Below are 12,394 nucleotides of genomic sequence, written 5' to 3' on the forward strand. Positions count from 1 at the left end.
GCACGTGCAGGTGCAAGACCTCCCGAAGCGGACCGGTGTTCCTGGGGACACAGAGAACACCAGGATCGCCGGACGGGGTCCCTCACGTCGCGATCGATCACGTGGTCAGGCCGGGGTCGAGTTCCCCGCAGGCAGGTACCTCGCGGGAACGGACGCCTCAGACCGTGCCAGGACGCCGGACAGGGAGTCACCTACGTGACCGTTGCAGGAGAAGGCCAAGTGCCGGTCGGGGAGCTGCTGGGACGCACTCCCCGGCCATCTCGGTGGGCCACCGGCTGGCGCACGCTCGTGCGCTGGCGGGACTGGAGCCTGCCAGTGAAGCTGTCGGCCGTGACGCTGGTGCCGATCCTCATCGCGCTGGCACTGGGCATCGCCACCATCGCCGGCCAGGTCGGCCGTTCCGACGGCTACCAACGGCTCGACCGTCTCGTCGCGCTGAGCGGGCACATCCGCACGCTCGCCGACGGCCTCGGCCGCGAACGCACCCAGTCCGCCGCCGGGCTGACCGCCGGCACCGTCGGCGGGACCCTGGAGCTCGGCTCGGCCCGCGCCGACGTCGACACCGCCATCCCCCTCTACGGTGCCGCCGCGTCGCGGGCGGTGGAGAACGAGCCGTCGCTCCGCCAGGCGCGTGAAGCGGCGGCCGCCCAGCTCGACCGGCTGCCCGACATCCGGCAGCGGGCTTCCTCCGGGCAGCTCGACCCCGTCCAGGCGATCGGCGAGTACACCGAGGTGACCACCGCGCTGCTCGCCCTCGACACCGCGCTGGCCGCCGGTGCCGGCCAGGACGACCTCGGCGGTACCCCGACGGCGCTGCACGACCTCGCGATGATGAAGGAACAGCTGTCGCTGAGCCAGGCGCTGGTCTCCTTCGGCATCGCGCGGTCGAGCCTCGCGCCGAGCGAGCTCGACCAGCTGCGCACCGCCGAACTCCGGCTGACCGACCGGCTCACCGACTTCCGCGCCGCCGCGTCGGAACAGCAGCGCCGGGAATTCAGCGCCGCCGTCACCGACCAGGCGATGGAAAACCGTGACAGGCTGGCGAAAACCGCGCTCGGCGAGCAGGGAACCCCGTCGGCGCAAGCGTTCCGCACGTTGTCCGCGCAGGGCTGGACCGACGCGTCGACCGCGGTGATCGGCAAGGTCGGCGAGGTCGCGAACAAATTCGGCGCCGAGACGAGCGCGGTGTCGGCCGAACTGGTCGACGACGCCAGCAGCGGCGCGGGTCTGCTCGCGGTCCTGCTGTTCGGCGCGATGGTGCTCGCCGTCGCCGTCGTCTTCCTCATCACCCGTCAGCTGCTGCGTTCGCTGAAGGTGTTGCGCGCCAGCGCCCTCGACGTCGCCGAGAAGCAGCTGCCCGACGCGGTCCGCAACATCCAGGAGGGCCGTTCGCAGGGCACCGACGTGCGGCCGGTGCCGGTCGGCAGCGACGACGAGATCGGCGAGGTCGCCAGGGCCTTCGACAAGGTGCACCACCAGGCACTGCGCCTGGCCACCGAGCAGGCCTCGATGCGCACCGGCTACAGCAACGTGTTCGTGAACCTCTCCCGCCGCAGCCAGAGCCTCGTGCAGCGGCAGCTGCAGCTGATCGAGCGGCTGGAGCGCGACGAGGAGGACGCCGACCAGCTGGCCACGCTGTTCCAGCTGGACCACCTCGCCACCCGCATGCGCCGCAACAACGAGAACCTGATGGTCCTCTCCGGCGCCGAGCCGGGCAGGCGCTCCGGTCAGCCCGTCTCCGCCACCGACGTCGTGCGCGCGGCGGTCTCCGAAATCGAGCAGTACCAACGGGTCACCGTGCAGAACCCGCCGCCGGTGCGGCTGGTCGGGTACGCGGCCAACGACCTGATGCGCCTGATCGCCGAACTGCTGGACAACGCCACGGCGTTCTCCGCGCCGGAGACCCAGGTGACCGTCGCGACCAGACTCGTCGAAGACGGCTCGTTCGGCATCGACATCCTCGACAAGGGCATCGGCATGAACGAGGCCGAGGTCGCCGAGGCCAACGCCCGGCTCACCGAAGCCCCCAACGTCGACCTCACCACTTCGCGCCGGATGGGCCTGTTCGTCGTCGGACGGCTGGCCAGCAGGCACCGCATCGGTGTCTCGCTGCACGGCGGCAAGGACATCGTCGGCGTGCGCGCCACCGTCTCGGTCCCGGCGGATCTGGTGATGGTCCCGCCCGGGGGAGACCCGGGCCCCGCGACCGGCCCGATCACCCAGCGGCTCGCGCCGTTGCCGCCGCAGCAGCCGGGTGGCCTGCCCCGCCGCCAGCGGCCCGCGAACGGTTCACGACCGGCGATGCCGAGCGTCCCGTCGCAGGGCGGCGAGCGGTGGCCGTCGGCAGGCGATCTGGCCGGGCACACCAAATCCGGGGTGAACGGGCACAGCCACCAGCAGGAGGCGCGGCCACCGTCCGATCTGGAGATCTCGGGAACGGCGCTGTTCAGCCCGATCCCCAAGGACGAGACGACACCGCCCGCGCCGGAGCCCCGCCGTCCCGAACCGGAGCCCGCCGCCGAGCCAGAGCCGGTCGCCAAGGAAGCGGACAGGCCCGCCCCGGCGGACGGCGACCTGCCCAGTGGCAAGGAACTGTTCGAGGCCAAGAACAACACCACGCTGAGCGAGTGGTGGAACCAGGCGGCCACCCCGGCGCCTGCCGCCCCGGCGGCGCCCACCGCGGCGCCCAAATCGGAGACGACGCCGATCTTCGACGAGATGCTCTCGGCGTGGTTCCGTTCGCCCGCGCCCGCTCCGGAAAAGGCCGCGGCCGAATCCGCGGCCAAGAAGGAGAAGCCGGGCGCGAAGGAGCCCGAAGCGGAGAAGGCGGCCGAGGCCGCGCCTACCGCCGAACAGGAAGCCCGCAACTGGGACTTCGCCAGCGACAAGGCCTTCCGCACGGTGCAGGAGGTCTCCCAGAACGCCCCGTCGACGTTCACCCAGGCCGGGTTGCCGCGTCGCCGCAAGGGCGAGCAGCTTCTGCCGGGCAGCGCGGCGTCGTCGGTCCCGGCCGCCGAACCCGCGGCCAAAGCGGAACTGCCGGTCCGCGACCCCGCGAACGTGCGCGGCAGGCTGAGCAGCTTCCAGCAGGGCGTCAAACGAGGCCGCAAGGAAGCCGCGGACAAGGCGGCGCCGGCCGCCGAGGCGGCGACCGCCAAGCCGGACACGAAGCCCGAGCCCGAGAAGGCGCCCGAGCCGTCGAAGGCACCTGAAGCGGCGAAGGCGGCCGAGCCCACGAAGACGCCGGAGACCGCCGAGCGTCCGGCGGCCCCGCCCGCCGCGTTGCCCAGCCGGAAACCGCAGGCAGCGAGCCCGGAACCGGAGCCGGTCGCCGCCACCGAGCGGACGGACGCCTGGAACTTCGGCTCCGACGAGGGCTGGAAAGCCGCCCAAGCGGTGTCCCAGTCCGTGCCCTCGCGGATGACTTCGGCAGGATTACCCAGGCGCCGTCGCGGGGAGCAACTGCTCCCGGGCAGCGCGGGACCGCCCTCCGGGGCGGTCACCCCCCGACCACAGCGAGACGCGCACGACGTGCGCGGTCGCCTGAGCAGTTTCCAGCAGGGCATCCAGCGCGGACGGCACCACACAGCCCAGGCGACCGAAGCCAACCACGAAACCCTGGAGGGTGAATGACCTCGCCGAACCCGGCCCAGCCCCAGCAGAACCAGTTCGGGTGGCTGGTGAACGACTTCGCCGAGCGGGTACCCGGAGTGGCGCACGCCGTGGTCGTGTCGGCGGACGGCCTCCTGCTCACGGCGTCCAGCAGGCTTCCGCTGGACCGCGCCGATCAGCTGGCCGCCGTCGCTTCCGGCCTGGTGAGCCTGACCCAGGGCGCCGCGCGCTGCTTCGAGGCGGGCGCGGTCAACGAGACCGTCGTCGAGATGGAACTCGGCATCATGGTGCTGATGTCCATCAGCGACGGCTCCTGCCTGGCCATCCTCGCCGCGCCCAACTGCGACATCGGACAGGTCGCCTACGAGATGACGATGCTCGTCGATCGCGTCGGCCAGATCCTCACTCCGGAACTCCGCGCACAATTGCAGGGCGCCGGTGGGTCGCTGATCGGCGAACCGGTGGGATGATGTCCCGATGAGCACCGGATCCGGATCCTTCGGCGAACCGCCGGGGACGGGTGAACACCAGCCTCCGCACGCGGGGGCTGCCCATGCTGCCGGTTCACGGGACGACGGCACGTTCGCCGACGTCCTGAACGGCTTCACCTTGGATTCGGGTCGTGGTCGTCGGAAGCGCAAGAAGAGCAAGCAGTCAGAGGATTCCCAGGTGGGCGGGGCACACGCCACCGGGGAACCGGCAGTCCCGCAGCCGACCGATCAAGGAGACCGCGTGACCTCACTTGCCTCTCCACCCGACAGCGGCGCAGGTGCCGTCGGGCCGAGACCAGGTGGTCTTTTCGACCCGGGCCCGCCCAGTGGCGAGTTCATCATGCCCGCCGTCTTCGAGCAGCCGCCGTCGCCGCTCGAGGAGACGGCGATCGTCCGCCCCTATGCCCTCACCGGGGGCCGGACCAAGGCGAACTACGCTCTCGAGCTGGAGACCCTCATCTCCACCAAGGACCATGTCGTGGCGGGTAGCCTCCCCGCGGTGGCCGCGGACCAGATCGAGTGCGTCTCGATCATCGAGGAGTGCCGCACCCCGCGTTCGGTCGCCGAGATCGCGGCGACCCTGCGCGTACCACTGGGTGTGGCACGCGTGCTGATCAGCGACGCGGCGGACGCGGGGCTGGTCAGCGTGCACAAGACGATTTCGGGCAATGACGGCGCCGAGGCACATCTGGTGTTGATGGAAAGGGTTTTGAGTGGACTCCGTCGGCTTTAAGGCACCGCGGGAAACCGCGCCCCCGACCATGACATCCGCGAAGATCGTCGTGGCGGGTGGCTTCGGGGCGGGTAAGACGACCTTCGTCGGTTCGGTGTCGGAGATCGTCCCGCTCACCACCGAGGCGATGATGACGGACGCCAGTCGGGGGATCGACAACCTCGACCAGACGCCCAACAAATCGACCACCACGGTCGCGATGGACTTCGGCCGGGTCTCCCTGGACGCGGACCTGATCCTCTACCTGTTCGGCACGCCCGGGCAGCAGCGGTTCTGGTTCATGTGGGACGACCTCGTCCGCGGCGCGATCGGCGCCGTGGTGCTGGCCGACACGCGACGGCTGGCCGACTCGTTCGCGCCGATCGACTTCTTCGAGGACCGGGGCCTGCCCTACATCGTCGGGGTGAACACCTTCGACGGCATCCTCGAGCACGACATCAACGACGTGCGTGAAGCGCTGTCCATCGACCCCAACATCCCGATCGTCCGCTGTGACGCGCGGGAGCGGGAGTCGACGAAGCAGACGCTGATCACGCTGGTCGAGTACGCGATGCGGCAGTGGATCGCGTTGCGGGCGAGCAACGCGAGGTGACCCTGACGGCGGCAGCGTAGGGGCTGCCGCCCAGGTTTCACGCCTTTTCGTAGGTCAGCAGTACCGCGCGCCCGTCCATCGTCCGGGTGCCGGTGAGCCGCAGGTCCGTGCGCACGCCGCCCCCGAACACCTGCTTCCCGCCGCCGAGCACCACCGGGTGCACGACCACGTGGGCCTCGTCGATCAGGCCGCGGTCCGACATCGCCGTGGCGAGTCCGGCCCCGCCCATCAGCAGCAGGTCCTTACCGGGCTTGCTTTTGAGCTCGGTGACCCGCTCGGTGAGGTCGCCGCCCGCCACTTCGGTGTTCCAGCCGGCTTTGTCCAGCGTCCGGGAGAACACGATCTTCGGCGTCTCGCGCCAGATCGGGGCGTACTCCAGGTCGTGCGGGTGGTCCGAGATCGTCTCGGCCTCCGGCCAGTACGACGACATCATCTCCCAGACACGCCGCCCGTAGACGAGGGTGTCGGCGCGGTCGGTGAGCTCCTGCGAGTGGGCGGACAGCTGCGGGCCCATGTCAGCCCAGTCGAACTCGCCGCCGGGGCCTTCGATACGGCCGTCGAGCGAGGTGTGGACGGCGTAGACGAGCTTGCGCATGGCTTGATCCCTTCGGTGTGGCGCCCGCCTTCCGGGCGCCGGACACCGAGGGGTCGGAGCGGTCGAGGAGTTCTCGACATGCCCCCGACGCATTCAGAGGACCAAATGCGTCAGTACTCGTCGTGGCGCTTCCACCAGTACCCGGGGCCGTCGGTCCCGCGGCCGCCTTCCTCCCAGGCCTCCTGCCGTCCGAACGGCGTCAGGTCCAGGTAGCGCAGCGTCCCCACCAGCTGATCCCCGCCGCGGCCGGTGGTGAAGTACGTGCGGAACACATCGTCGCCGTCGCGCAGGAAGACACTGACGCCGAAGCCACCGTCGATACCGCAGTCCGGGTTGAAGGAGCCGAGGGTCGAGACCCAGGGCACGGTCCAGCCCATGCGCTCCTTGTACCGCTCGATCTCGGGAAGCGTCGCCGGCGCGACGACGTACAGCGTGGTGTCGCGGGCGTGCAGATGGGCGAGGTGGCCGATGTTGTCCACGAGCATCGAGCAGCCGGGGCAGCCCGCCTTCTGCCCGGGCGCGAGCATGAAGTGGTAGACGATCAGCTGACGTCGTCCCTCGAAGAGGTCCAGCAGGGTCATCTTGCCCTGAGGCCCTTCGAATTCGTATCCGCTGTCGAAGCGGACCATCGGCAGCCGTCGCCGTTCGGCGGCGATCGCGTCCGCGGCGCGGGTGAGTTCTTTCTCCTTCACCAGCAACGCGTCTCGGGCGATCTGCCACTCGTCGTGCGAGACGACCGCGGGCAGGGTGGTGGTCTCAGACATCGTTTTCGCCTTTCTGAAGTTCGGCCAGGTGCTCTTCCATGCGGTCGAAACCGCCTTCCCAGAAGCGCCGGTAGCGCTCGACCCACTCGGAGACGTCGCCGAGCGGGGCGGCCTCGAGCCGGCAGGGCCGCCATTGCGCCGTCCGGCTCCGGCTGATCAAGCCCGCGCGCTCGAGGACCTTGAGGTGTTTCGAGATGGCCTGGAGGCTGACCGGAAAGGGTTCGGCCAGCTCGTTGACGCTGGCCTCGCCGGTGGCGAGCCGGGCGAGGATCGCCCGCCGGGTGGGGTCCGCCAGTGCGGCGAACGTGGCGCTGAGCTGATCAGTGGTCATCGCTGCTCAATCAATCGGTTGTTTAACCCTTAGGTTGAATATACTGGTGCGAGTCGATCTGTCAAGGACGAGTGAGAGCGTCGTCACGCGAGTGGATGGGTTTAAAACAGTAGGAAGTCCTAGTATTTTGGAGGGATGAGCAGCGACCTGCACCGGCCGGTGAACCCCGTTCGTTTCGTGACGGCGTCGAGCCTCTTCGACGGGCACGACGCGTCCATCAACATCATGCGGCGGATCCTGCAGTCGCAGGGCGCGGAGGTCGTGCACCTCGGGCACAACCGGTCGGTCGACGAGGTCGCCACCGCGGCCATCGCGGAGGACGTCCAGGGTGTGGCCATCAGCGCCTATCAGGGCGGGCACGTCGAGTACTTCAGCTACCTGGTCGAGCTGCTCAACGAGCGCGGCGCGGGACACATCAAGGTGTTCGGCGGCGGTGGCGGCGTCATCGTCCGCGAGGAGATCGACCTGCTGCACTCGCGGGGTGTCGCGCGGATCTTCTCGCCGGAAGACGGCTACGAGATGGGCCTCCCGGGCATGATCAACCTGATGATCAAGGCCTGCGACACCGACCTCGCGGCGCAGTCGCCCGGCTCGCTGGACAAACTGCTCTCGGGTGACATCCCGGCGCTGTCGCGGGTCATCACGCAGCTGCAGCGCGAGTCGCTGCCGCAGGACGTGCTCGACAAGATCACGGAGGCCGCCAAGTCGCGGACCGTGCCGGTCCTCGGTATCACCGGGACGGGTGGTTCCGGCAAGTCGTCGCTCACCGACGAGCTGATCCGCCGGTTCCGGCTGGACCAGGAGGACAAGCTCCGCATCGCCGTGCTCGCCGTCGACCCGTCGCGCCGCAAGGGCGGGGGAGCGCTGCTCGGCGACCGCATCCGGATGAACTGCCTCGACGGCAGCCCGGTCTACTTCCGGTCCCTCGCCACGCGGACCACCAGCGGCGAGATCCCCACCGGGCTTTCCGAGTCCATCCTCGCCTGCAAGGCGGCGGGCTTCGACCTCGTGATCGTCGAGACGCCCGGTATCGGCCAGGGCGACGCCGGCATCGTCGACTACGTGGACCAGTCGCTGTACGTCATGACGCCGGAGTTCGGCGCGGCGTCGCAGCTGGAGAAGATCGACATGCTCGACTTCGCCGACGCGGTGGCGATCAACAAGTTCGAGCGCCGCGGCGCCGAAGACGCCCGTCGCGACGTCGCGCGCCAGCTCGTGCGCAACCGCGAGGCGTTCAGCTCCTCGCCAGAGGACATGCCGGTCTACGGCACCAGCGCCGCGAAGTTCAACGACGACGGCGTCACCGCGCTCTACCAGCACCTGCGCGACACGCTCGCCGAACGCGGGCTGACCGTTTCGGCGGGGGTGCTGCCGCAGGTCGAAGGCAAGGTCTCCACCGACGCCAGCACGATCATCCCGGCCAACCGGACGCGCTATCTCGCGGAGATCTCCGAGACCGTCCGCGGCTACCACGCCAAAACCGAGCGGCAGGTCGCCGCGCTGCGCAAACGCGAGCACCTCGCCGCCGCCAAGGAGGCGCTGGCCGCCGTCGACGCGAACACCGACGCGCTCGACGGCCTGCTCGCCGCCGCCGAGTCCGATGTGGACGGTGAAACGACGAATCTCCTGGCGCGGTTCCGGGAGCTCGCCGAGTCCTACCGCGCCGACGAGCTGGTCGTGAAGATCCGCGACAAGGAACTGCACACCCAGCTCTGGCGCGACACGCTGTCCGGCAACCGGATCCCGCGCGTGGCACTGCCGCGCTACACCGAATCCGGCGAGCTGCTGTCGTTCCTGCGCCGCGAGCACCTGCCCGGATACTTCCCCTACACCGCGGGCGTTTTCCCGTTCAAGCGCGAGGGTGAGGACCCGGCGCGGATGTTCGCCGGCGAGGGCGACCCGTTCCGGACCAACAAGCGGTTCAAGCTTCTGTCGGCCGATTCCGACGCGAAGCGCCTTTCGACCGCCTTCGACTCGGTGACGCTGTACGGGCACGACCCGCACACCCGCCCCGACATCTACGGCAAGGTCGGCACCTCGGGCGTCTCCATCGCGACGCTCGAAGACATGAAGGTGCTCTACGACGGCTTCGACCTGACCTCGCCGAGCACCTCGGTGTCGATGACGATCAACGGGCCGGCGCCGACGATCCTCGCGTTCTTCCTCAACACCGCGATCGACCAGCGGATGGCGGCGTTCAAGGCCGAGCACGGCCGCGAGCCGTCCGAAACCGAGGCCGCCGAACTGCGCGAATGGGCGCTGCGCAACGTCCGCGGCACCGTGCAGGCGGACATCCTCAAGGAGGACCAGGGGCAGAACACCTGCATCTTCTCCACCGAGTTCAGCCTGCGGATGATGGCCGACATCCAGGAATGGTTCATCGAGCACGGCGTCCGGAACTTCTACTCGGTGTCGATCTCCGGCTATCACATCGCCGAGGCAGGGGCGAACCCGATCTCGCAGCTGGCGTTCACCCTGTCGAACGGTTTCACCTACGTCGAGAGCTACCTCGCGCGCGGGATGGACATCGACGACTTCGCGCCGAACCTGTCGTTCTTCTTCTCCAACGGCATGGACGCCGAGTATTCGGTGCTGGGCCGGGTCGCGCGCCGGATCTGGGCCGTCGCGATGCGGGAGCGCTACGGCGCCAACGAGCGCTCGCAGAAGCTCAAGTACCACGTGCAGACCTCCGGCCGGTCGCTGCACGCGCAGGAGATGAGCTTCAACGACATCCGCACCACGCTGCAGGCGCTGTGCGCGCTCTACGACAACGCGAACTCCTTGCACACCAACGCTTTCGACGAGGCGATCACCACGCCGTCGGAGAGCTCGGTGCGCCGCGCGATGGCCATCCAGATGATCATCAACAAGGAATGGGGCCTGTCGAAGAACGAGAACCCGTTGCAGGGCTCGTTCATCATCGACGAGCTGACCGACCTGGTCGAAGAGGCCGTGCTGCTGGAATTCGACCGGATCTCCGAGCGCGGCGGTGTGCTGGGCGCGATGGAGACCGGTTACCAGCGCGGCAAGATCCAGGACGAGTCGATCCTGTACGAACGCCAGAAGCACGACGGCACGCTGCCGATCATCGGCGTCAACACCTTCCGCAACCCGAACGGCGGCGAGAACGACGTCGAGGTGGAGCTCGCGCGGGCGACCGAGGACGAGAAGCGTTCGCAGCTGGAGCGGCTGGAGGACTTCCAGCGCCGCCACCACGCCGAGGCGCAGGTCGCGCTCAAGACGCTGCGCGAGGCCGCGACCCGGGGCGGCAACCTGTTCGGTGTCCTGATGGACGCGGCGCGGGTGTGCTCGCTCGGCCAGATCACCGAGGCGTTCTTCGAGGTGGGTGGGCAGTACCGCCGCAACGTCTAGCGGGCCGGGAATATCGCGGTGCGTGTCCGGGTAGTTGCTGGACATGGAGATCGGAATCGCCACCTTCATCACCGATGAGGGCATCAGGCCGGACGTCCTCGCCGCAGCCGCCGAAGAGCGCGGATTCAGCTCGCTCCACATCGCGGAGCATTCGCACATCCCGGTGAGCCGGGAAACGCCGTACCCGGGCGGCGGCGAACTTCCGCGCGTGTACTACCGGACCCTGGATCCGTTCGTCGCGCTGACGGCGGCGGCCGGGGCCACGTCGACCCTGAAGCTGGGGACGGGCGTCGCGTTGCTTCAGCAGCGCGACGTCATCCACACGGCGAAAGAGGTCGCTTCGCTGGACTTGGTCTCGCGAGGCAGGTTCGTCTTCGGTGTCGGCGTCGGCTGGAACCGGGAGGAAATGCGCAATCACGGCACGGATCCGCGCACCCGAGGCGCGCTCGTCGACGAGCAACTCGCCGCGCTGAAGGAGATCTGGACGAAGGACGAGGCCGAATTCCACGGCGAGCACGTCGACTTCGACCCGATCTTCGCGTGGCCGAAGCCGGTGCAGAAGCCGCATCCGCCCATCTACATCGGCGGCGCGGGGCGGAAGGCGATGGAGCGGATCGCCAAGTACGGCGACGGCTGGCTGCCGCACGCGTACACCCCGCCGGAGGAGCTTCGCCGGGCGCGTCAGTGGCTGGCCGACCAGGGGCGCGAGGACGTCAAGTTCTCGGCCTTCGGCGCGACACCGGAAGAGGACGCGCTGGGCAGGCTCGTCGAGGGCGGCGTCGACGAGGCGACGCTCTTCCTGCCGACCGAGCCCGAAGCGGCGACACTGGACCGACTCGACCAGTTCGCGAAGGTCGCCGAGAGCTTTCGAAAGGGGCAGCAGGCGTGACTGAGGTTCAAATCGGCTTGGCCGCGGCGTTGGAGCAGTTCTCCCCGCGCGAGTCGATCCGGCTGGCCGCACTGGCCGAACAGCACGGGTTCTCCGGCCAGATGGCGGCCGATCACTTCCAGCCGTGGGTCCCTCAACAGGGTGAAGCGTCCTTCGTGTGGAGCGTGCTCGCGTCGCTGGCGGAGAACACCACGGGCGACCTCGGACCGGGCGTGACGTGCCCGTCGTTCCGGCTGCACCCGTCGATGGTCGCGCAGGCCGCGGCGACGCTGGAGGCGACCTATCCGGGCCGGACCTGGCTCGGTATCGGGTCCGGCGAAGCGCTCAACGAGCACATCATCGGCGGCTACTGGCCCGAAGCACCCGAGCGCGTCCGGCGGATGTTCGAGGCGCTGGAGGTCATCCGGAAGCTGTTCACCGGCAAGGACGTCAAGCACAGCGGCGAGTTCTTCAAACTGCACACGACCCGGCTGTGGACGCTGCCGGACGAGCCGCCGCCGATCTACATCGCGTCGGCGGGCCCGTACACCTCGCGCAAGACCGGCGAGCTCGCGGACGGGCTGATCACGCCGGGCGCGTCGATCGAGAAGCTGGCGGGGATCCTCGACAACTTCGGCACCGGCGCGCGCAAGGCCGGCAAGGACCCGGACTCGATGCCGAAGCTGCTGCAGGTGCACCTGTCGTGGGCCGAGGACGACGAGACGGCGTGGGCGAACGCGCTCGACCAGTGGCCCAACGGCGGCATGAAGTTCCCGAAGGCCGACATCCGCTCGCCGTTCGACTTCGCGCAGATGGCGAAACTGGTGCGGCGTGAGGACTTCGAGGGGCGCATGGTCGTCTCGTCCGATCCGGACGTGCACCGCGCGGCGCTGCAGAAGTACGTCGACGCGGGCTTCAACCGGATCTACATCCACAACGTGGGGCGGAACCAGGACGAGTTCATCGAGACCTTCGGGCGGGACGTACTGCCCAAGCTGACCGCCTGACCCGCCTCGTGAGTGGTAAGGGCGGTTCT

At 69.1% G+C, this 12,394-nt stretch carries 10 protein-coding genes; 7 read left to right on the top strand and 3 right to left on the bottom strand.

The features are described 5' to 3' along the window. The first annotated feature begins 219 nt into the window (after nucleotides 1-219). Genes AORI_RS53260 through AORI_RS53275 form a run of 4 tightly spaced genes read left to right on the top strand, consistent with a single transcriptional unit; the run spans nucleotide 220 to nucleotide 5,428 of the window. Nucleotides 220-3,633: a sensor histidine kinase gene (locus AORI_RS53260; RefSeq protein ID WP_043848006.1), complete on the top strand. Its 3,414-nt coding sequence runs from the start codon at nucleotides 220-222 to the stop codon at nucleotides 3,631-3,633. Next, nucleotides 3,630-4,082 carry a roadblock/LC7 domain-containing protein gene (locus tag AORI_RS53265; RefSeq protein ID WP_005166055.1) on the top strand — a complete coding sequence of 151 codons (453 nt, stop codon included), beginning with the start codon at nucleotides 3,630-3,632 and terminating at the stop codon, nucleotides 4,080-4,082. The genes AORI_RS53260 and AORI_RS53265 overlap by 4 nt, the downstream gene beginning before the upstream one ends. Before the next feature lie 7 nt (nucleotides 4,083-4,089). Continuing rightward, nucleotides 4,090-4,836, top strand: coding sequence for a DUF742 domain-containing protein (locus tag AORI_RS84255; RefSeq protein ID WP_228688340.1), 747 nt, complete (start codon nucleotides 4,090-4,092; stop codon nucleotides 4,834-4,836). A 28-nt stretch (nucleotides 4,837-4,864) separates the two neighbouring features. Beyond that, nucleotides 4,865-5,428, top strand: coding sequence for a GTP-binding protein (locus AORI_RS53275; RefSeq protein WP_007033694.1), 564 nt, complete (start codon nucleotides 4,865-4,867; stop codon nucleotides 5,426-5,428). Between the two features lie 37 nt (nucleotides 5,429-5,465). Here the strand turns inward: AORI_RS53275 and AORI_RS53280 are convergent, their stop codons facing one another. The 3 genes from AORI_RS53280 to AORI_RS53290 all read right to left on the bottom strand — a co-directional run bounded on the left by AORI_RS53280 (nucleotide 5,466) and on the right by AORI_RS53290 (nucleotide 7,118). Then, a complete protein-coding gene (locus AORI_RS53280; protein ID WP_016332829.1) occupies nucleotides 5,466-6,023 on the bottom strand; it encodes a dihydrofolate reductase family protein in 558 nt (185 codons plus the stop codon). A gap of 110 nt (nucleotides 6,024-6,133) precedes the next feature. Beyond that, nucleotides 6,134-6,787 (bottom strand): DUF899 domain-containing protein, encoded by a 654-nt coding sequence (locus tag AORI_RS53285; protein ID WP_016332830.1) that lies wholly within the window; start codon nucleotides 6,785-6,787, stop codon nucleotides 6,134-6,136. Further along, a complete protein-coding gene (locus AORI_RS53290) occupies nucleotides 6,780-7,118 on the bottom strand; it encodes an ArsR/SmtB family transcription factor (protein ID WP_016332831.1) in 339 nt (112 codons plus the stop codon). The genes AORI_RS53285 and AORI_RS53290 overlap by 8 nt, the downstream gene beginning before the upstream one ends. Nucleotides 7,119-7,253: 135 nt before the next feature. On the opposite strand from AORI_RS53290, the gene icmF reads away from it, so the two are divergent. Genes icmF through AORI_RS53305 form a run of 3 tightly spaced genes read left to right on the top strand, consistent with a single transcriptional unit; the run spans nucleotide 7,254 to nucleotide 12,365 of the window. Next, the gene (icmF, locus tag AORI_RS53295; RefSeq protein ID WP_016332832.1) at nucleotides 7,254-10,490 is read left to right on the top strand and encodes a fused isobutyryl-CoA mutase/GTPase IcmF; all 3,237 of its coding nucleotides are present in this window, start codon (nucleotides 7,254-7,256) and stop codon (nucleotides 10,488-10,490) included. Nucleotides 10,491-10,533: 43 nt separating this feature from the next. Next, nucleotides 10,534-11,379 (top strand): LLM class F420-dependent oxidoreductase, encoded by an 846-nt coding sequence (locus AORI_RS53300; RefSeq protein WP_016332833.1) that lies wholly within the window; start codon nucleotides 10,534-10,536, stop codon nucleotides 11,377-11,379. Next, nucleotides 11,376-12,365 carry a TIGR03557 family F420-dependent LLM class oxidoreductase gene (locus AORI_RS53305; RefSeq protein WP_007033688.1) on the top strand — a complete coding sequence of 330 codons (990 nt, stop codon included), beginning with the start codon at nucleotides 11,376-11,378 and terminating at the stop codon, nucleotides 12,363-12,365. Before AORI_RS53300 ends, AORI_RS53305 begins: the two co-directional genes overlap by 4 nt. The last annotated feature ends 29 nt before the right edge of the window (nucleotides 12,366-12,394 follow it).

The organism is Amycolatopsis keratiniphila (assembly GCF_000400635.2).
Taxonomy (GTDB): Bacteria; Actinomycetota; Actinomycetes; order Mycobacteriales; family Pseudonocardiaceae; genus Amycolatopsis; species Amycolatopsis keratiniphila.

Bases quoted from the DNA above. Each gene is read 5' to 3' on its own strand.
- AORI_RS53265 (WP_005166055.1), top strand. From the start codon at position 3,630: ATGACCTCGCCGAACCCGGCCCAGCCCCAGCAGAACCAGTTCGGGTGG.
- AORI_RS84255 (WP_228688340.1), top strand. From the start codon at position 4,090: ATGAGCACCGGATCCGGATCCTTCGGCGAACCGCCGGGGACGGGTGAA.
- AORI_RS53275 (WP_007033694.1), top strand. From the start codon at position 4,865: ATGACATCCGCGAAGATCGTCGTGGCGGGTGGCTTCGGGGCGGGTAAG.
- AORI_RS53280 (WP_016332829.1), bottom strand. From the start codon at position 6,023: ATGCGCAAGCTCGTCTACGCCGTCCACACCTCGCTCGACGGCCGTATC.
- AORI_RS53285 (WP_016332830.1), bottom strand. From the start codon at position 6,787: ATGTCTGAGACCACCACCCTGCCCGCGGTCGTCTCGCACGACGAGTGG.
- AORI_RS53290 (WP_016332831.1), bottom strand. From the start codon at position 7,118: ATGACCACTGATCAGCTCAGCGCCACGTTCGCCGCACTGGCGGACCCC.
- icmF (WP_016332832.1), top strand. From the start codon at position 7,254: ATGAGCAGCGACCTGCACCGGCCGGTGAACCCCGTTCGTTTCGTGACG.
- AORI_RS53300 (WP_016332833.1), top strand. From the start codon at position 10,534: ATGGAGATCGGAATCGCCACCTTCATCACCGATGAGGGCATCAGGCCG.